This window comes from Halomonas sp. A40-4 (genome assembly GCF_015767635.1).
Lineage (GTDB): Bacteria > Pseudomonadota > Gammaproteobacteria > Pseudomonadales > Halomonadaceae > Vreelandella > Vreelandella janggokensis.
Genome location: NZ_CP065230.1, coordinates 3,907,321 through 3,925,388, shown reverse-complemented (window position 1 = coordinate 3,925,388; position 18,068 = coordinate 3,907,321). Strand labels below are relative to the sequence as shown.

General features: G+C 56.2%; 19 protein-coding genes. 17 read left to right on the top strand and 2 right to left on the bottom strand.

Translation table 11 applies throughout. The annotated features are described in order from the left end of the window. Window positions 1-59: 59 nt before the first annotated feature. The 5 genes from IT895_RS18145 (at window position 60) to dtd (ending at window position 4,218) form a co-directional block, all read left to right on the top strand. On the top strand, window positions 60-1,172 hold the full coding sequence (locus IT895_RS18145; RefSeq protein ID WP_199284263.1) for a TRAP transporter substrate-binding protein: 1,113 nt from the start codon (window positions 60-62) through the stop codon (window positions 1,170-1,172). A gap of 116 nt (window positions 1,173-1,288) precedes the next feature. Next, the gene (gene thiD / locus IT895_RS18140) at window positions 1,289-2,119 is read left to right on the top strand and encodes a bifunctional hydroxymethylpyrimidine kinase/phosphomethylpyrimidine kinase (RefSeq protein WP_085918085.1); all 831 of its coding nucleotides are present in this window, start codon (window positions 1,289-1,291) and stop codon (window positions 2,117-2,119) included. A gap of 103 nt (window positions 2,120-2,222) precedes the next feature. Further along, window positions 2,223-3,065, top strand: coding sequence for a universal stress protein (locus IT895_RS18135; RefSeq protein WP_085918086.1), 843 nt, complete (start codon window positions 2,223-2,225; stop codon window positions 3,063-3,065). 70 nt (window positions 3,066-3,135) lie between these two features. Then, window positions 3,136-3,729 (top strand): chalcone isomerase family protein, encoded by a 594-nt coding sequence (locus tag IT895_RS18130; RefSeq protein ID WP_199284262.1) that lies wholly within the window; start codon window positions 3,136-3,138, stop codon window positions 3,727-3,729. A gap of 51 nt (window positions 3,730-3,780) precedes the next feature. Next, window positions 3,781-4,218, top strand: a complete 438-nt coding sequence (gene dtd, locus IT895_RS18125) for a D-aminoacyl-tRNA deacylase (RefSeq protein ID WP_199284261.1) — start codon at window positions 3,781-3,783, stop codon at window positions 4,216-4,218. Window positions 4,219-4,226: 8 nt separating this feature from the next. Here dtd and IT895_RS18120 read toward each other — a convergent pair whose 3' ends face one another. Further along, the gene (locus IT895_RS18120; RefSeq protein ID WP_199284260.1) at window positions 4,227-6,173 is read right to left on the bottom strand and encodes an ABC-F family ATP-binding cassette domain-containing protein; all 1,947 of its coding nucleotides are present in this window, start codon (window positions 6,171-6,173) and stop codon (window positions 4,227-4,229) included. A gap of 29 nt (window positions 6,174-6,202) precedes the next feature. On the opposite strand from IT895_RS18120, the gene IT895_RS18115 reads away from it, so the two are divergent. The 7 genes from IT895_RS18115 (at window position 6,203) to IT895_RS18085 (ending at window position 12,494) form a co-directional block, all read left to right on the top strand. Further along, on the top strand, window positions 6,203-6,790 hold the full coding sequence (locus IT895_RS18115; RefSeq protein WP_085918090.1) for a TIGR02444 family protein: 588 nt from the start codon (window positions 6,203-6,205) through the stop codon (window positions 6,788-6,790). Between the two features lie 170 nt (window positions 6,791-6,960). Then, window positions 6,961-7,983: a TRAP transporter substrate-binding protein gene (locus IT895_RS18110; RefSeq protein ID WP_085918091.1), complete on the top strand. Its 1,023-nt coding sequence runs from the start codon at window positions 6,961-6,963 to the stop codon at window positions 7,981-7,983. Window positions 7,984-8,240: 257 nt separating this feature from the next. Beyond that, complete coding sequence (locus tag IT895_RS18105; RefSeq protein ID WP_085918092.1) at window positions 8,241-8,819, top strand: TRAP transporter small permease; 579 nt, start codon at window positions 8,241-8,243, stop codon at window positions 8,817-8,819. Between the two features lie 30 nt (window positions 8,820-8,849). Beyond that, complete coding sequence (locus tag IT895_RS18100; RefSeq protein WP_085918093.1) at window positions 8,850-10,133, top strand: TRAP transporter large permease; 1,284 nt, start codon at window positions 8,850-8,852, stop codon at window positions 10,131-10,133. Window positions 10,134-10,154: 21 nt separating this feature from the next. Next, window positions 10,155-10,598: a universal stress protein gene (locus IT895_RS18095; protein ID WP_066316329.1), complete on the top strand. Its 444-nt coding sequence runs from the start codon at window positions 10,155-10,157 to the stop codon at window positions 10,596-10,598. Between the two features lie 150 nt (window positions 10,599-10,748). Then, on the top strand, window positions 10,749-11,429 hold the full coding sequence (locus IT895_RS18090; protein ID WP_085918094.1) for an FKBP-type peptidyl-prolyl cis-trans isomerase: 681 nt from the start codon (window positions 10,749-10,751) through the stop codon (window positions 11,427-11,429). Between the two features lie 3 nt (window positions 11,430-11,432). Next, window positions 11,433-12,494, top strand: a complete 1,062-nt coding sequence (locus IT895_RS18085; RefSeq protein ID WP_199284259.1) for an alpha/beta fold hydrolase — start codon at window positions 11,433-11,435, stop codon at window positions 12,492-12,494. On the opposite strand, the gene IT895_RS18080 is transcribed toward IT895_RS18085, so the two are convergent. Next, window positions 12,491-13,084 carry an SCO family protein gene (locus IT895_RS18080; RefSeq protein WP_085918096.1) on the bottom strand — a complete coding sequence of 198 codons (594 nt, stop codon included), beginning with the start codon at window positions 13,082-13,084 and terminating at the stop codon, window positions 12,491-12,493. The genes IT895_RS18085 and IT895_RS18080 overlap by 4 nt on opposite strands. Before the next feature lie 116 nt (window positions 13,085-13,200). On the opposite strand from IT895_RS18080, the gene IT895_RS18075 reads away from it, so the two are divergent. The 5 genes from IT895_RS18075 (at window position 13,201) to IT895_RS18055 (ending at window position 17,995) form a co-directional block, all read left to right on the top strand. Next, window positions 13,201-14,118, top strand: coding sequence for an AEC family transporter (locus IT895_RS18075; protein WP_199284258.1), 918 nt, complete (start codon window positions 13,201-13,203; stop codon window positions 14,116-14,118). Further along, complete coding sequence (locus tag IT895_RS18070) at window positions 14,115-14,465, top strand: hypothetical protein (protein WP_199284257.1); 351 nt, start codon at window positions 14,115-14,117, stop codon at window positions 14,463-14,465. The genes IT895_RS18075 and IT895_RS18070 overlap by 4 nt, the downstream gene beginning before the upstream one ends. After that, window positions 14,417-15,403, top strand: a complete 987-nt coding sequence (locus IT895_RS18065; RefSeq protein ID WP_199284256.1) for a 2-hydroxyacid dehydrogenase — start codon at window positions 14,417-14,419, stop codon at window positions 15,401-15,403. Before IT895_RS18070 ends, IT895_RS18065 begins: the two co-directional genes overlap by 49 nt. 567 nt (window positions 15,404-15,970) lie before the next feature. After that, entirely contained in the window at window positions 15,971-16,882 is a 912-nt protein-coding gene (kdgD, locus tag IT895_RS18060; protein ID WP_199284255.1) for a 5-dehydro-4-deoxyglucarate dehydratase, read from the top strand. 57 nt (window positions 16,883-16,939) lie between these two features. After that, a complete protein-coding gene (locus IT895_RS18055) occupies window positions 16,940-17,995 on the top strand; it encodes an ABC transporter substrate-binding protein (RefSeq protein ID WP_199284254.1) in 1,056 nt (351 codons plus the stop codon). Window positions 17,996-18,068 lie beyond the last annotated feature (73 nt).

Here is an 18,068-nt window from a genome sequence, read left to right as displayed (position 1 = left end):
TGGCTGAGCGGTGTTTTCCTACCCATAACAGTAATAATAGAAAGCTAGAGGGTTCATTTATGAAAGTAAAAACACTCCCCGTCGCCATTGCCATGACGACCGCCATGTCCGCCAGTTTGCTGGCGGTGTCGAGTATTGATAATCACGCCCAGGCTCAAGAAGAAGAATTCCGCTGGAAGATGGTCACATCCTGGCCGAAAAACTTCCCGGGTGTCGGCCAAGGCCCCGAGCGTCTTGCCGAGCTTGTGGATGAAATGTCGGATGGCCGCCTGACCATCGAAGTCTTTGGTGCCGGTCAGCTGGTGCCAGGGTTTGAGGTATTTGACGCCGTTTCCGACGGTACCGCTGAGCTTGGTCATTCCGCTTCCTATTACTGGAAGGGCAAAGCCCCCGCTGCCCAGTTCTTTGCCGCTGTGCCGTTTGGCATGAACGCCCAGGAAATGAACGCCTGGCTACACTTCGGTGGCGGGATGGAGCTGTGGAACGAGCTTTACGATGAATTTGGCGTCGACGTATTGGTGGCCGGTGCCTCAGGCGTGCAAATGGGCGGCTGGTACAACAAGGAGATCAACTCGGTTGATGATCTGGATGGCCTGAAAATGCGTATGCCAGGCCTGGGCGGTGAAGTCATGAACCGCATGGGCGTGGCGATCGTGAACATGCCGGGCGGTGAGATTTTTACCTCGCTGCAGTCGGGCGCGATCGACGCAACCGAGTGGATTGGTCCTTATAACGACCTGGCCTTTGGCCTGCACCAGGCGGCGGATTACTACTACTATCCGGGCTGGCACGAGCCGACCGTGATGTTCGAGGCGATCGTCAACGAAGAGGCCATGGCCGAACTTCCGGCGGATCTGCAAGCGATCCTGAAAACCGCGGTACGCGACGTCAATGCCAACGTGCTGGACGAGTACACCGCGCGTAACAATGATGCGCTGGAAACACTGGTCAACGAGCATGATGTCGAGCTGCGACGCATTCCTGATGACGTATTAGCGCAGGCACGTGAACACTCGGCAGATGTCGTTGCAGAGCTGGCAGAATCCAGCGAGATGGCAACGCGGATTTACGAGTCCTATCAGGCTTTCCAGGAGAAGGTCGAGGACTATCACGCGATCTCCGAACAGGCATACTACAACGCGCGTAACCCTGAGGGCGACAGCGCCGAATAATACGCTGAGCCTTGCATGAAATGGCCGCCTTCGGGCGGCCATTTGCGTTTTTAAGGCAGCACAAACGCCTCGGCTTGGGTATCCTAGCTGAATACTGTTTTTATCCGAGGATCCTCATGTCTACTGATTCCCGCCTGCGCAATGTGCTTACCATCGCCGGCTCCGACCCGTCCGGTGGCGCTGGGCTGCAGGGCGATTTGAAAACCTTCTCGGCACTCGGGGTCTACGGTACCAATGTGATTACGGCGGTGATCGCCCAGAATACCTGCGGTGTCGCCTCGGTATATCCGGTGTCGCCCCAGGCGATTCGCGAGCAGTTGGAGAACCTGCTCGACGATGTCGAGATCGATGCCGTCAAGATCGGTATGGTCGCCAGCCGCGACGTGGCCGAGGTGATCGCCGAGGTGCTGGGTCGGCGACGGCCACGCTGGATCGTGCTCGACCCGGTAATGGTGGCCAAAAGCGGCGATATTCTGGTCGATAATGAAGGTATCCGGGCGGTGCGCGATATCCTGGTGCCACTGGCGGACGTGATTACCCCCAACCTGCCCGAGGCCGCTGTTCTGCTCGACGCACCATCGCCCACCGGACTGGATGAGATGGAAGCGATGCTGCCGGGCTTGACGCAGCTTGGCGCGCCCTATGTGGTGCTCAAAGGGGGCCACCTGCGGGGCGAGACCTGCCCCGATTTGCTGGCGACGCCCAATGAGCACCGCTGGCTGCCAGCGTCACGGATCGCCACGGAAAACCTGCACGGCACCGGCTGCGCGCTTTCGTCAGCTATTGCGGCCTGCCTCGCCAAGCTCCCGGCAGGTGCTGAAAATGACGCCCCGGTTGCTGCGATTGCCGAGGCCAAGCAATGGCTGCATGCCGGTTTGGAGGCCAGTGTCAGGCTGAATGTGGGTAACGGGCGCGGCCCGGTGCATCACTTTCACGCCTGGTGGTAAAGCACAGCGCTGCTCGCCGGGGTGGCGTCACCGTTTAGCTTGCGCAATGGACCGTTGCGCACCATGCTGAAGGGTGTTGCTAGCAGGCCGAGGAGCGTTTGCGATGACCCGTACCCTACTGTTTGCCACTGACCTCTCTGCCGAAAACCGCGCCGCCTTTGCCAGAGCGCTGCGCCTGGCTTACGCCGACGGCGCGCAGCTCGATATCGTCCATGTGCTCGATCCCTACCTGCCCCGTCGCGTCTTTCACGAGGTTGAAGCGGCGGTGGTAGACGATATCGCCGCCACTCTCAAAGATGTCCGTGAAGATTACGCCCTCGAAGAACCCAAGACGCTGATCCAGACGGTGGCTGGCGCGCCTTACGTTGAAATTATCCGCGAGGCCCATGAGCGCCAGGCAGACCTGGTCGTAGTGGGTATGCATCGCAAGCGCGGACAGAAAGACCTGCTTGCGGGGACTACCCTGATGCGTATTATCCGCAGTGCGCCTTGCCCTGTGGTGGTTGCCTCGCAGCCGCCTACCCAGCCGTGGGGGTCGATACTGGTGCCCGTCGATTTCTCTCTGACGGCTCGGCACAGTCTGCGGGAAGCGTTGCAGCGTTTTCCTGATGCATCACTGACGTTATTGCATGCCTGGAGCTTGCCGGGCGAGCGTGAACTTGGCTCGCACCCTTACTATGCGCAATGGCGAGATCACGAGGTGACGCGGCTGCGCGAACGGCTCGCTCAGGAAATTGACAGTTTGATGGACGAGCTGGCGGGCGTTCCCGACGTTGAGCTGGTGCTGGAGCACGGCTCCCCGTGTGAGGTCTTGAATGCTTACATCAAGCGCCACACCCCTGATTTGGTGGTGATCGGCAGCCGCGACCAACCGCACCATGCGAGCCAGATGACCGATATGCTATTGAGTGAGCCTCACTGTGACGTGATGCTATGCAGGGCGTAATTATACGGAACTTTTATTTGGTTTTTATGTAGTATAGGTGCTGTCTTGCAACAATAAGAGGTGCCTTGCTATGTCGTTACATGTCGGTTTTCTCAAGCCTTGCGGGTATCGCGTTGGTGTATGGCTGGCGGGCGCGTTGCTGCTGTTTGGGTCTTCAGACCTTTGGGCGCAGACAGTCAGCGAAAAAGGTGAGCGCTTCGAGCGAACCCTGGAAGAGAACGGCCAGCGCTATGCGCTTATCGGCAGCGGCGTTTTTACCTACATGATCTGGACCGCCTATGCCGGGGCGTATTACCAGGCAGAAGGCGAGACTGATCCCCAGCCGCAAAGCGATATACCCCGCCGCCTCGAGTTAGCTTACTTCCATGATATCGAGGCCGAAGAGTTTGCCGACGCCACCACAGAAACGCTGCAAAAAAACCTGACCGCCTATGAGTACTCGCAGCTGGAAGCCGATATTAATACCTTTAACCAACGTTATCAGGATGTCGAGCCACAGGACCGCTATGTCTTGAGCTGGGACGGCGATACGCTGCGCTTGGCATTGAATGGCGAGATTCTATTCGAGGGCGGTAATGCAGAACTGGCCAGTGCTCTCTTTGGTATCTGGCTAGGCGAACGTCCTCTGGGTGAAGACTTCCGCGATGCGCTATTAGGGCGGTAATCAGGTATTGGCAAGCGCGTTATACTGGCGCTTTTGCGAGCGAGGCATAGCGTGAAAGCATTGATTCAGCGGGTAACTCGGGCAAGCGTTGATATCGAGGGTGATACCGTGGGCGCCATTGACCACGGGCTGTTGGCGCTGGTGGGCATTGAAAAGGGCGATAGCCAGGCGGATGCCGACAAGCTGTTGCACAAGTTGCTGAACTACCGTGTGTTCAGCGATGCCAATGGCAAGATGAATCTGAATGTGCAACAGGCCGAGGGCGGCCTGCTACTGGTGTCACAGTTCACTCTGGCCGCTGATACCCATAAAGGCCTGCGGCCCAGTTTTTCCAGTGCCGCGCCCCCCGATGAAGGCGAGCAGCTGTTTAACTATCTGGTGGCCCAGGCGCAATCCGCCTGGCAGAACGTCGCTACCGGCGAGTTTGGCGGCAATATGCAGGTTTCGCTGGTGAACGACGGGCCGGTGACCTTCTTGCTGGAGAGCTGAGCGGGTCTTCAGGCGTTCTCGCTGGCCACTAACTCAGCTTCCATGGCTTCCAGTGCCTCCTCGGCGGCCAGCCACTCGGCTTCGGCGTCGTTCAAGCGCGCCTTGATATCAGCTTGGCGGGCCAGGGCATCGGTCAATTCAGCTTTTCGAGCGTTGTCGGTGTAAAGCTCAGGGTCGGCCAGTATTTCCTCGACCTTTTCCAGTGACTGCTGGGTTTTCTCCATCGCTTTTTCCGCTTGGTCACGCTGCTTTTTCAGTGGACGCAACTTCTCACGTAATTCAGCGGCTGCTTTGCGAGCCGCCTTGCGATCACCGCTGGGCTGTTGGGCCTGGCGTTCGTTTTTCTCGCTGCGGCTGTCGCGGCGGCTTTCTTCAAGGCGTGCTTTCAGCCACGCTCGGTAGTCGTCCAGGTCGCCATCAAAAGGCTCGACGCGATGGTCGGCGACCCGCCAGAACTCATCCACCGTGGCGCGCAGCAGGTGACGGTCGTGGGATACCAGGATGACGGTGCCTTCGAAGCTGGCCAGCGCCTGGGTCAGTGCCTCACGCATTTCCAGGTCCAGGTGGTTGGTGGGCTCATCCAGCAGCAGCAGGTTGGGTTTTTGCCACGCCACCAGGGCCAGCGCCAAACGCGCCTTCTCGCCGCCTGAAAAGGTGACTACCTGACCAAAGGCGTCGTCGCCTTTAAAGCCGAACCCACCCAGGAAGTTGCGGATTTCCTGGTCGCTGACGGTGGGCGATAGCCGCTGTACATGCACGAATGGGGTGGTGGTCACGTCGAGCCCTTCCAACTGATGCTGGGCAAAGTAACCAATCGCCAAGTGCTCGCCGGGCACCCGCTTGCCATTCAGCAATTCGAGCTCGCCAGTGAGTGATTTGATCAGCGTTGATTTACCCGCCCCGTTGGGGCCTAGCAGACCGATCCGACTACCCGGCAGGAGGGTAACATTGACCTTGTCTAGCTGGACGATATCGCCCGCATCGCCGCGATAACCCAGCGTGGCCTGGTCGAGCACCAGTAGCGGGTGAGAGGTTTTATCCGAGGCGGGCAGGGTGAAATGAAAGGGCGAATCGACATGGGCGACGGCAATATCTTCCATGCGCTCCAGCATCTTGACGCGGCTTTGGGCCTGCTTGGCCTTGGTGGCCTGGGCACGGAAACGCGCGATAAAGCGCTCGATTTCCTCGCGTCGTGCCTGCTGCTTGGCGGCTTCTGCCCGCTGGAGGGCAAGCTTTTCGGCGCGGGTGCGCTCAAAAAGTGAATAGTTGCCGCGGTAAAGTTCCATCGTTTGGTGATGCATATGCACAATGTGATCGCAGACGGCATCAAGAAAATCGCGGTCGTGGGAAATCAACAGCAATGTGCCGGGATAGCGGGTGAGCCATTGCTCCAGCCACAGCAACGCATCAAGGTCCAGGTGGTTGGTGGGCTCATCGAGCAGTAGCAGGTCGGAGGGCATGAACAGCGTGCGGGCCAGGTTGACGCGCATCCGCCAGCCCCCGGAAAACGCCGAAAGCGGTCGATCGAGGTCCGCCTGAAAAAAGCCGAGCCCGACCAGCAGCTGTGCTGCGCGGGATTCGGCGCGATAACCGTCGAGGGTTTCAATCAAGCCGTGCAGTTCAGCCTCCCGGTGGGCATGCCCTGCATCCCTGGCGGCCTGTAGGTCCGTTTCGGCCTGGCGAAGGGCGATGTCGCCATCCAGTACATACTCGATAATCGGCCGGTCCAGCGCATCGACCTCCTGAGCCATGTGAGCGATACGCTGTCCACCGCTCAGTTCGACGTCGCCCTGGTCCGGGCCGAGTTCGCCCAGGAGTAGTTTAAAGAGGCTCGATTTGCCTGCACCGTTAGCCCCGATAATCCCCGCTTTCACCCCGTCGGGTAGGGTGAGGTCGGCGTTGTCGAGTAACGTTTGCGTGCCGCGTTGCAGGGCGACTTGGCGCAGTGCGATCATGCGTTCTCCCGAATAAGGTGGGTCATACAATGCCAGATTCTAGTGCGCTTGATTCTACCCGATTCGCGGCGCTTCAGCAGACACCGCTGTGGGATTTCGCGCTAACCTTTTATAGTCGCCCCGGCGTCGAGCAGGCGTGCCTGACGCTACAGGACGACGCAGGCGTGGATGTCTGCGAGCTGTTGTTTCATGGCTGGCTGTATGTGCATGGACTCGAGGCGTTACCAGAGTCGCTTGAAGCGCTGCGCCAGGCGCGCCGTGATTGGCAGACTGGGGTGACAGAAGTGCTGCGCGGGCTAAGGCGCGATTTAAAGCATCACGATGCCTCAAGTGAGACCGTTACCGCCCTGCGTGAGCGGATCAAACAGGCAGAGCTGCTCGCCGAGCGTGAAAACCTTCAACGTTGGCAAACGTGGGCATTGGACAACGAGCAGCCCACTGCACGCCTGAGAAATGTGCCAGTTAGCTCGCAAGATACGGGAAGATGGCTGCAAGAAAACGTTTTATTGCCACAAGATGCGAAAATGGAAGGTTGTGGGTCAAAAACACGACAGGCCCTTCAACACGCCTTTAGCGTGCTAGGTCAGCAACTTGACCCCTTACGGCGGGCGCGCTAGCCTGAAAATTAGCTGCTTTTGAATAACTAACTGTTATTCGGCCTCTGAGATGTGCAGCGCCATTCAGCGATTGCACAGTGGCCACAACACTGCGCGTTGTGAGACGCGCCGATCAAAGCAGATTCCTGCGCACTCGTACAGCGCGCTTACCACTGCAAGGGGAACACCGCATGAAGGCAAGCAAGTTAGTAACGACGGCGAGCGTCAGTGCACTGTTGGTTGGTATGTCGGGCGTCGCTCAGGCAGACAACTGGCGTTACGCGCACGAAGAATATGAAGGTGATGTTCAGGACGTTTTCGCCTATGCGTTCAAAGAGCACATCGAAGACAATTCCGATCATACCGTCCAGGTCTATCGCTTTGGCGAGCTGGGCGAGTCCGATGACATCATGGAGCAGACCCAGAACGGTATTCTCCAGTTCGTCAACCAGTCGCCTGGTTTCACCGGCTCGCTCATCCCTGAAGCACAAATCTTTTTCATTCCCTACCTGCTTCCCACCGACGAAGAAACCGTACTTGAGTTCTTCGACGAGAGCGAAGCCATCAACGAGATGTTCCCAGAGCTTTATGCTGAGCAAGGCTTAGAGCTACTGCAAATGTATCCGGAAGGTGAGATGGTCGTGACGACCAACGAGCCGTTCACCTCTCCCGAGGGGCTGGATAACAAGAAAATCCGTACCATGACCAACCCGCTGTTGTCGGAAACCTACGACGCGTTCGGGGCTACGCCAACGCCGTTGCCTTGGGGTGAAGTCTATGGTGGCCTACAGACCGGCGTTATCGACGGTCAAGAAAACCCGATTTTCTGGATCGAGTCCGGCGGTCTGTATGAAGTGTCTCCGCACCTGACCTTTACCGGTCACGGCTGGTTTACCACTGCGATGATGGCCAACCAGGACTTCTACGAAGGTCTTTCCGAAGAAGATCAGCAACTGGTCCAGGAAGCCTCTGAAGTGGCTTATGATCATACCATCGAGCATATCCAGGGCTTAGCCGAAGAATCGCTTGCCAAAATTCAGGAAGCCTCTGACGAAGTCACCGTCACGCGTTTGAATGAAGAGCAGATTCAGGCCTTCCGTGAACGTGCGCCTCAGGTTGAGGAAGCATTTCTGGAAATGACCGGTGAGCGCGGTGAAGAGTTGCTCAATCAGTTCAAGGAAGACTTGGAAGAAGTCTCCAGCGACGAAGAATAAGCAGCCCTCGCCATACAAGGTGCTGCAACGGAAGGACCAAAGGGGCGGCCAGCGGCTGCCCCTTTCTCATATGATCAATAGCAATATCAATTCGCTTGTTGGAAAGTAATTCGTTCATCCAGCGTTGAACCAGTAACGTTGGGTTACCGCTAGGCTAATTATGTTAGCCGTGGATGGCACAACAATTTCCGGCATTTAGATCGGTGTGGAAAGGTGAAATCGCTAGCGCAAGGCTGCGTGATAAAAGGAGTCCGGCCATGACCGAAGAAGAGTCTGAGAAAAGCTACCGCTCTGGCTTGCCCGGTTTTTTAGGGGTGATTGATACAGCTATCAGCAAATTAGAAGCCGTCATTTTGGCGATGGGTGTTTTGCTCATGGCTCTGAATACGGTCACTAACGTGGTTACACGCTTTGTGTTCGGCCACAGCATCATGTTTACAGGTGAGATTAACCGTATCCTGATTATCATGATTACGTTTGCCGGTATTGGCTACGCCGCCCGGCACGGTCGGCATATTCGCATGTCGGCCATCTACGATGCCCTCCCCACTGGAGGTCGCAAATTACTGATGATCGTCATTGCCTTGTTTACCTCGATGGTCATGTTCTTTTTGCTTTACTACTCGGTGTTTTACATCATCGATTTGTATAGCAAAGGGCGCGTGCTGCCATCCTTGGGGCTACCCATCTGGATCATTTATCTCTGGGTACCGATGGGCTTTTTGATTACCGGCATTCAATACCTGCTAACGGCAATTAAGAACATGACCTCCCGGGATGTGTACCTCTCCACCGGGGTGGTGGATGGTTATAAAGATACCGAAACGGAAGTCTAACGCAGGGCAACGCTGCCTAGGGGAACCGCTATGACGACAATAATGGTCACTACGATGATTGCCCTGCTGTTGCTGGGCTTTCCGATGATGATCCCGTTGATCACCGCCTCGGCCATTGGCTTTTACATGATGTTCAACGGGCTGGGGCAGATGGAAACCCTGATTCAGCAGATGATGGCGGGGATACGTCCCGCATCGCTGATCGCGGTACCGATGTTTATTCTGGCCGCCGATATCATGACCCGGGGCCAGTCAGCCAGTCGGCTGATCGACATGGTCATGTCGTTTATCGGCCATGTGAAAGGCGGCCTGGCCGTCAGCACGGCCGCTTCGTGTACGCTGTTCGGGGCAGTGTCGGGATCGACGCAGGCCACGGTGGTGGCCGTTGGTTCGCCGTTGCGGCCGCGTATGTTGAAAGCGGGGTATTCGGATTCGTTCACTCTGGCGTTGATTATCAACTCCAGTGATATTGCCTTTTTGATTCCGCCGAGTATCGGCATGATTATCTACGGGGTCATTTCAGGTACGTCTATTGGTGAGCTGTTTATTGCCGGGATCGGACCTGGCTTGATGATTCTGATGATGTTCGCTGCCTACAGCATGATTTATGCGACGGTGAAAAACGTCCCTACCGAGCCAAAGTCGACCTGGGGAGAGCGCGGTAGGGCCGTGCGCATGGCGCTTTGGCCGCTGGGTTTCCCGGTCATTATCGTTGGCGGTATTTATGGCGGTATTTTCAGCCCCACTGAAGCTGCTGCGGCCTGTGTGCTGTATGCCGTCTTCCTCGAGTTTCTGGTATTCCGTTCGCTGAAAGTGAATGATATTTACGCCATTGCCAAATCGACGGGCTTGATTACCGCCGTGGTGTTTATTCTGGTGGCCGTGGGTAACAGCTTTTCGTGGATCATCTCGTTTGCGCAGATTCCCCAGGCGATTCTGGAGGCAGTGGGCGTCAATGAAGCAGGCCCCACCGGCGTGCTGATTGCCATTTGTATCGCGTTCTTCGTGGCATGCATGTTTGTCGACCCGATTGTGGTGATCCTGGTACTGACACCCATCTTTGCGCCAGCAATTGCCTCCACCGGGCTGGATCCTGTTTTGGTCGGGATTTTGATTACCCTGCAGGTGGCCATCGGCTCGGCGACGCCGCCCTTTGGGTGCGATATCTTTACCGCCATTGCGATCTTCAAGCGCCCGTATTGGGATGTGATCAAGGGCACCCCGCCGTTTATCTTTATGTTGATTCTGGCGGCCGTGCTCCTGATCATGTTCCCGCAAATTGCCCTGTTCCTGCGCGATATAGCGTTTCGCTAAGTCGTCACAAGGAGAACGCCAATGTTCAACCGCATATTAGTGCCGGTGGATGGCTCCAAGGGCGCCCTCAAGGCGCTTGAGAAAGCCGTAGGCCTGCACATGCTGACCGGCGCAGAGCTGTACTTGCTATGTGTGTTCAAGCACCACAGCCTGCTTGAGGCATCGCTTTCCATGGTGCGGCCCAGCAAGCTGGACATTCCTGACGATGCGTTGAAGGAGTACGCCACGGAAATCGCGGTACACGCCAAGTCCCATGCGATAGAGATGGGGGCTGATAGCGGGAGCGTGCGGGCCTTCGTCAAGGGAGGTCGACCATCGCGAACCATCGTTCGCTTTGCCCGCAAACGTGAGTGTGACTTGATCGTTATCGGTGCCCAAGGCACCAACGGCGATAAAAACCTGTTGTTGGGCAGTGTTTCCCAGCGAGTGGCAGGCTCAGCTCACTGCCCCACGATGGTGGTGTAACGCTCTTCCCCGGAGATATCGCCGGGTAATAACACCCGCCGCCTCGGCAGATGCAGCCTGGGGCGGCGGGTGTTACTCTTTTAAGTGTCCTTTCAATACGCATCCATTACCCTCATCACGGTGCTTCGCACCACGCAAAAAAGGTGTTCTATGAACGTAGCGATTTCCTCAACGGCCCTGGTTGGCTTACTACTGGTGGCTCCCTTGGCCGCTGCGGCGCCGGAAACAGAAGAAGAGCGTTTGGCCTATAGCCTGGGCGTTACGCTGGGTGAAAGCATGCAGGCCGATGTCGAAGATCTGGATATCGACACCTTTACCGACGGCATACGCGATGTGTTTGAAGGTAATGATCTGGCGCTTGATGAAGCGCAAATGAGCGAAGCATTGATGGCTTTTCAGGAGCAATCCATGGCGGCCCGCCAGGAGGAAGCGGCGCAAGCCAGTGAAGCGAACCGTGAAGCCGGTGAAGCCTTCCTCGCCGAAAACGCCGAGCGCGATGAGGTGACCGTCACCGAGTCAGGCCTCCAGTACGAAGTGCTTGAGTCAGGCGAGGGCGAGTCGCCTGGCCCCGAAGACACCGTCGAGGTGAATTACGAAGGCATGCTGCTGGATGGCACGGTCTTTGATAGTTCCTATGAACGCGGCGAGTCGGTCAGCTTCCAGGTCAATCAGGTAATCGAAGGTTGGCAAGAAGCCCTTCAAGCAATGAGTGTGGGCGACAGCTGGATGCTGTATATCCCTTCCGACCTAGCCTACGGTGAAAGTGGCCAGGGCCCGATTGGTCCCAACGAGGTGCTCACCTTCCGTGTAGAACTGTTGGACGTTGAATAGGTGATGCCATTGCCGTCGTGTCTATCTCCGCGCTGTTGGATCAGTGGGTTGCTGTTTATCGGTGGCTTGGAGGGAGCGACGGTTGTTCAGGCAGCGCCCGAGCCGTTAGCCGCGCTAGGCGCTGACAAGAGGGCTGTCAGCGTCGTGGGTATTTCATCCGGTGGGTACATGGCCACGCAGTTGGCCGTGGCCTTTCCTGAGCGCTTCAGTGCAGTGGGCGTATTGGCGGCGGGCCCTTGGGGATGTGCGGAAGGCTCGTTAAGCCGGGCGCTGAGTACCTGCATGACGACATCGGGCGGCGAGCCATCCCTCGACAGGCTTGAAAATCGCCGTCGCCGCTACGAGGCGGCAGGTCAGGTGGGGCCACGGGAAACGCTCAGTCAATTAAGGGTGTTTTTGTGGCACGGCGAGGATGACGATGTCGTGGATCCTGATTTGGGCGATTTATTGGCAGCCCAATGGGAGCGCTGGCTGTCCGGTGCCGATCAGCTGCGCGTCGTTCGGCGTGAAGACACCGGCCATGGCTGGCCGGTCAGGCTGGACGATGAGTTGCCGCCTCCACGAGCCTTGGGCGACTGTCAGCAGGGGGGTGGCAGCTACCTGCTTGCCTGCGATGACGATGTCGCTGGCACCATGATGCGCTTTCTGTACCCCGAGCGCGGAAGGAACGATGAGGGCCAGGGTCACTTAAGCGCCTTTGATCAGTCCGACTTCGCCGTGGCCGGGCTGGCCGATAGCGGCTTTGTTTTTATACCCGAAGTTTGCGAACAGGGCGGATGTCAGGTCACGGTGGCACTTCACGGCTGTCAGATGAATGAAGACGCGATTGGCGATGCATTTGTACGCCACAGCGGGCTCAATGACTGGGCAGTGTTGCATCAGCAGGTCGTGCTTTATCCCCAGGCGGAGAGCAGCATGATGAACCCTCAAGGCTGCTGGGACTGGTGGGGTTATGCGGAGCGTTCCTCACAGTTAGCCCCGATGCACGATACCCGTGAAGGCGTGCAGGTCCAGGCACTAGTGGCCATGCTGGAACGGCTGCAAGCAACGCCTGGGCAGGATTAACGACCCAGTTCATGCGATAGGGCAGCCGTAAGCCCTTGAGGCGTTGGCGAATACAGTACACGTTGCAAGATATCGCCGTCGCGGTCGACCAGGTAGAGTGATGAGCTATGGTCAATGGTGTACTCGATGGCGGAGTCGGGCGCCTCAACGCGCCGCGTAATGACTCCGTAACGGGACATCACGTCATTCAGTTCGGCCTGGTTGCCGCTGGCCCCGATAAAGTCCTCGCCGAAAAACGCCAGGTACTCTTCGAGCCGTTTCAGGGTATCGCGCTGGGGGTCGACGGTGACCATGACAGGCACCACTTTTTCACGTTGCGAGGCTGAAAGCTCAGCCAGCGCCTGGCGCTTGACCGACTGCGTCATAGGGCATACGTCAGGGCAATAGGTATAGCCGAACGACAGCAGCGCAATCTGGTCATCAGCAAGCTGGGACAGCGAAAAGTCGCCTCGGGTGGACGGCAGTTCAATCTCACCGCCAGGCGGCATGTCGCTTTGCGGCGTCAGCGTGGCCTTGTAGAACACGGCACCACTCGCCACAACCAGTGCGGCGGCAGCGCCGACACCAAGCCATAGTTTCGGATAGGCCATGGTATCTCCCTGCAGGCGATGAACTCGACCCTATTGACGACTGGGTAGCTATGTTCATAGTAACAGTAAACCCGCACCTGTCACGGCGTGGGCCAACAAAAGGATAAGGAAGTCCAATGGCAAGCATTAGCGGTGCCCTCGGCCCCCTGTTTCTATTGATCTTGCTGGGCGCTGCGCTGGGCGTCAAACGCTGGCCCAGCGATACGTTCTGGCCGCACATGGAGAGGCTGATCTACTTTGTGCTTTTCCCGGCCATGCTGGTGGCGACGCTGGCAACAGCGGATGTCAGCCAGGTGCCGGTGACCCGCCTGGCGCTGGTGCTGCTCGGCGCGATGGCCGCGTTTGGGCTGCTGCTCTGGCGGCTGCGCGCAAGATTGAAGCTGACGCCGGCGGCATTTACCTCGGTGTTTCAGGGCGCGGTGCGTTTCAATACCTATGTAGGCGTTGCCGGGGCGGCGGCCCTGCACGGCAGCGCCGGCGCCACCACCGCCGCCGTGGCGGTGGCGCTGATGGTGCCAGTGGTCAATATCATGTGCGTGGCCAGCTTTGTTGCCGCCGGCACGCTCGGCAACGCCAGCATTGGCAAAAGCATCATGGCACTGATCAAGAACCCCCTGATTCTGGCGTGCTTGCTGGGTATTGTGTTGAATCTTTCCGGCATAGGGCTGCCGGGCTGGAGCCACGATACCGTCGATCTACTAGGCCGTGCTGCCTTGCCGCTTGGGCTGGTTGCTGTGGGGGTGGCATTGCGCCCGGCAGCGCTGCTGCGCGTTGATCGTGGCGTGCTGGCGACGAACAGCGTCAAGCTGTTGCTGATGCCTGCGTTAGTGCTGGGGCTTGCGTGGCTGGTTGGCCTGGATACGGTGAGTCGCGACGTCGCGCTGTTGTTTGCCGCACTGCCCACGGCGACGTCAGCGTATATTCTGGCTCGCCAGCTGGGTGGCGATGCCGAATTGATGGCTGCGATCATCACCGGTCAGACGCTACTGGCGATGCTGACGCTACCGGTTTGGCTTCAATTGGCGAGCGGATGAAAAAGCAAATAAAAAATATTCGTATTTGTGTTGACGAGGTAAATGAGAACTATTACATTGTGATTGTGGCGTTTGATGAGACGCCACAGACCACGACAGATTTGGCAATCATTACCACTTTCCTGTCATGGTTTCTCCCTCTCATTGCTAGTCACGGTCTTTTGCCGCTCCTCTGGAGCGGCTTTCTTTTTTCTAATAACCACTTTCTTGATCCTTGCCAACAACGCCCTGCGCTGTTCGGGCAGATAATAGGCGCTTTGCCTATGCTGACCTTGAAACCTCGACAGGAGCAACCGCCATGCGCATCGCTGTGTTTAGCGCCAAGCCTTATGACCAAACCTTTCTGACCCTTGCCAATGAGGACAAGCATCACGAGCTGAGTTTTTTTGACGTGCGTCTAAACGCTGATACGGCGATGCTGGCGAGAGGCTATGAAGGGGTCTGCGTGTTTGTGAACGACCATCTGGATTCCACCGTTCTACACCTTCTTCACGACAGCGGAACACGGCTGGTGGCGTTGCGCTCGGCGGGGTTCAATCATGTCGACTTAGCGACCGCCGAACAATTGGGCATGACCGTCGTACGTGTGCCCGCCTATTCACCCCATGCAGTCGCGGAGCACGCGGTAGCCCTGGTGCTAAGTCTTAATCGAATGACTTACCGTGCCTACAATCGAGTGCGCGAGGGTAACTTTTCCCTGGACGGCTTGTTGGGGTTTGACCTGCATGGCAAGACCGTAGGCGTGATCGGAACTGGCAATATTGGGTTGATCTTTGCCGATATCATGCATGGCTTTGGCTGCCGTATTCTGGCCAGCGATCCTTTTCCAAACCCAGACGCCAAAGCGTTTGTGGAGTATGTCCCTCGGGAAATACTCTTTGCGCATGCCGATATTATCTCACTGCACTGCCCGTTGACGCCTGACACTGATCACCTGATCAATGAAAAAGCGATAGACCAAATGAAGCCCGGGGTTATGCTGATAAACACAGGGCGAGGACGCGTGGTTGATACTCAAGCGGTGATCGCCGGGTTAAAAAGCGGCAAAATTGGCCGCTTGGGGTTGGATGTCTACGAAGAAGAAGAGCAGCTGTTCTTCGAAGACTTGTCCCAGGGCGTGATCGATGACGATCAGTTTATGCGACTTACGACCTTCCATAACGTGCTGATTACCGGTCATCAGGCGTTTTTTACCGACGAAGCGCTCACCAATATTGCAGAGACGACGCTCGAGAATATTGATGCCTTTGAAAGTGGAAATGGCACATTGCATCGGCTGGTATAACCGAACCGACGTTATGCTGCCGAATCATTGATAAAGGGTTTTCTGTGATTTTAAATAAAAAGCATTCGCATTTTACTTGACGGTGTAAATGAGAACTATTACATTGTGATTGTGGCGTTTGATGAGACGCCACAGACCACGACAGAGTTGGCAATCATTGCCAGTTGACTGTCATGGTTTCTCCCTCTCATTGCTAGTCACGGTCTTTTGCCGCTCCCCTGGAGCGGCTTTCTTTTTTGGGCCTTGGTCACCCAACTGACCCACACCGCTGCCTCCGCCCGGCGTTGTGAGCAAGTTCTCTTATCCCGCTATACAACCTCGTCTTTTCTCACTAAGTCACTATCAATTCAGATGTTTATCTGTGCGATAGGCTTAAGTGGGGTACCCGAAGCGTAAGCGATCAGCCTTCAACTTTGGTTGTATTTTGTGCCATGTGCCTTGCCTGATTGGATCATGAGGCTTAAATTCTCATTTGTACGATGTATGACAACTAGACGGTTGTCACGATTTAGAGCCTCGCGAATGGGTGTTGGCACACTTCAACGAGGGAAGCATGAGGATGGTGGCGTGAAGTTTTCCAAACAAGACGTAATACAAGCGATCGGTGATGGCCTGCTCTCGTTCCCGATAACTGACTTCGATGACAACGGCCAGTTTGATGAAGCCAGCTACCGTGAGCGGCTAGCCTGGTTTATTAGCCATGATATTTCCGCCGTGTTTGTGGCGGGCGGCACCGGTGAGTTTTTCAACCTATCGCTGGAAGAGTACCGCCGTATCGTTCAGGTGGCGGTTGAGGTCATTGACGGCAAGCTTCCCGTGATTGCCAGCGCCGGTTTGAGCGTGGCGACAGGTAAAGCCTTTGCCAGTGCCGCGGAAGAGGCCGGCGCCGATGGCATTTTGCTGATGCCGCCCTACCTGACCGAGTGCCCGCAAGACGGTCTGGTCGATTACGCCCGGCAAATTTGTGACTCAACGGCAATTAACGTTATCTACTACAACCGCGGTAACGGCATTCTCAATGCGACGTCTGTTCAGGCGCTGGCGGATGCCTGCCCGAACCTGATTGGCCTGAAGGACGGCAAAGGCGATATTCAAGCGCTGAACAAGATCGTCAAGACCGTGGGCGACCGCCTGACCTATATCGGTGGCGTGCCTACCGCCGAGATTTTCGCCGAAGCGTATCTTTCCATCGGTGTTAATACCTATTCCTCGGCCGTTTTCAATTTTGTTCCCGATATGGCGGTGGCTTTCTATCGAGCCCTCCGCGCAGGGGACAGCCGTGTCGTTAAGCAAATTACCCAAGAGTTTTTTATTCCGTTTATCGATTTGCGGGATCAAAAAGCCGGGTATGCCGTGAGCCTGATCAAAGCTGGTGCCGATATTATTGGCCGCCCGGCTGGAAAGGTTCGCGCGCCTTTAACGATGCCTACCGCTGACGAATGTCGGCAGCTTAAGCAACTAATCGATAACGCCAAGTAAATTCCTTCTCAAACCGCAAGACCATAACAAATTTACAATGACCGAATGAGGTGAAGCATGTTGGTATCTAAGAAAGCGCTAGCTGGACTGGGTTCGGCCGCCTTGATGGCATCAATGACCGTTGGTTCGGGTGTTGCCTTGGCTCAGGATGGCCCTTTGCGTGGCAATGTTCGGGTGGTCATCGGCTCTACGTCGACCGGTGGTGATACCTATCAGAACTCCAGCATTGTCGCGGATGCATTATCCGAAAAACTGGACCTGAACATGAAGGTTGATGCGGTTGGCGCGAATTCCGCTTTCCGGACATTGGATCGCGATTCCCGCGGTAATACGCTGATGATTTTCCATGACCAGTCCTACTTGGGTTACTTGTATGGTGTGGAGGGCTACGACAATATTTTTGAAAAATATACCGTGGGCCCGACAGTGGCTATTAACCCAGGCAATGCCTACTTGGTGCCCAAAGACTCTCCGTACGAAACCCTTAACGACATTATTGCGGCGGTAGGTGAAGGAGAGACGGTACGCGTCGCAATCCAGCCTGGCGGTGTCTCGGAAATCGGTTTTAGTGCATTAAAAAATGCCATTGCGATTGAGCATCCTGGTCAGGAAGACAACCTGGTGGCGGTCAATACCGGATCCCAGTCAGACAAGAATCAGCAGCTTTTCGATGACCAAGCTGACGTGATTAACGGTACAGTGCAGGCTAACGAGCAATACACGCGCTTGCCCGAAGATGATCAAAAGGCCATGCGATTTGTCTGGTTGACAGCCCGCGAACAGACGATTGAACAGGCGCCAGAAGAGGGCCTGGGTCAAACCACTCGTGAACAGCTACTGGAATACGTTGAGCCTAACGTCAATGTCACGATGGGTGATGACGAAAACTTCACCTTCGATAAAGAGTTCTTCTTCCTTTATAACAAGGATATGGATCCCGCCATCGTTGAGCAGATCGATGAAGCTTTAGCAGAAATCTACGAGGAAGGCGAGATTCAAGAAACACAAAAGAACGCATTCTTCATTCCTAACTTCAAGCCTTCTGATGAAGCGTCTGAGTACCTGCAAGACAAGATGGCACGCTACGAAGGCATTATCGAAAACATCAAGTAAGCGATTCAGGCACCGGCACATGAGTGTCGGTGCTATCGCCATCAGACATAAAGCACTATAGAACCACGATAGG

Coding starts and splice junctions, on each gene's coding strand:
- IT895_RS18145 (WP_199284263.1), top strand. CDS start 60: ATGAAAGTAAAAACACTCCCCGTCGCCATTGCCATGACGACCGCCATG.
- thiD (WP_085918085.1), top strand. CDS start 1,289: ATGTCTACTGATTCCCGCCTGCGCAATGTGCTTACCATCGCCGGCTCC.
- IT895_RS18135 (WP_085918086.1), top strand. CDS start 2,223: ATGACCCGTACCCTACTGTTTGCCACTGACCTCTCTGCCGAAAACCGC.
- IT895_RS18130 (WP_199284262.1), top strand. CDS start 3,136: ATGTCGTTACATGTCGGTTTTCTCAAGCCTTGCGGGTATCGCGTTGGT.
- IT895_RS18120 (WP_199284260.1), bottom strand. CDS start 6,173: ATGATCGCACTGCGCCAAGTCGCCCTGCAACGCGGCACGCAAACGTTA.
- IT895_RS18115 (WP_085918090.1), top strand. CDS start 6,203: ATGCCAGATTCTAGTGCGCTTGATTCTACCCGATTCGCGGCGCTTCAG.
- IT895_RS18110 (WP_085918091.1), top strand. CDS start 6,961: ATGAAGGCAAGCAAGTTAGTAACGACGGCGAGCGTCAGTGCACTGTTG.
- IT895_RS18105 (WP_085918092.1), top strand. CDS start 8,241: ATGACCGAAGAAGAGTCTGAGAAAAGCTACCGCTCTGGCTTGCCCGGT.
- IT895_RS18100 (WP_085918093.1), top strand. CDS start 8,850: ATGACGACAATAATGGTCACTACGATGATTGCCCTGCTGTTGCTGGGC.
- IT895_RS18095 (WP_066316329.1), top strand. CDS start 10,155: ATGTTCAACCGCATATTAGTGCCGGTGGATGGCTCCAAGGGCGCCCTC.
- IT895_RS18090 (WP_085918094.1), top strand. CDS start 10,749: ATGAACGTAGCGATTTCCTCAACGGCCCTGGTTGGCTTACTACTGGTG.
- IT895_RS18085 (WP_199284259.1), top strand. CDS start 11,433: ATGCCATTGCCGTCGTGTCTATCTCCGCGCTGTTGGATCAGTGGGTTG.
- IT895_RS18080 (WP_085918096.1), bottom strand. CDS start 13,084: ATGGCCTATCCGAAACTATGGCTTGGTGTCGGCGCTGCCGCCGCACTG.
- IT895_RS18075 (WP_199284258.1), top strand. CDS start 13,201: ATGGCAAGCATTAGCGGTGCCCTCGGCCCCCTGTTTCTATTGATCTTG.
- IT895_RS18070 (WP_199284257.1), top strand. CDS start 14,115: ATGAAAAAGCAAATAAAAAATATTCGTATTTGTGTTGACGAGGTAAAT.
- IT895_RS18065 (WP_199284256.1), top strand. CDS start 14,417: ATGCGCATCGCTGTGTTTAGCGCCAAGCCTTATGACCAAACCTTTCTG.
- IT895_RS18055 (WP_199284254.1), top strand. CDS start 16,940: ATGTTGGTATCTAAGAAAGCGCTAGCTGGACTGGGTTCGGCCGCCTTG.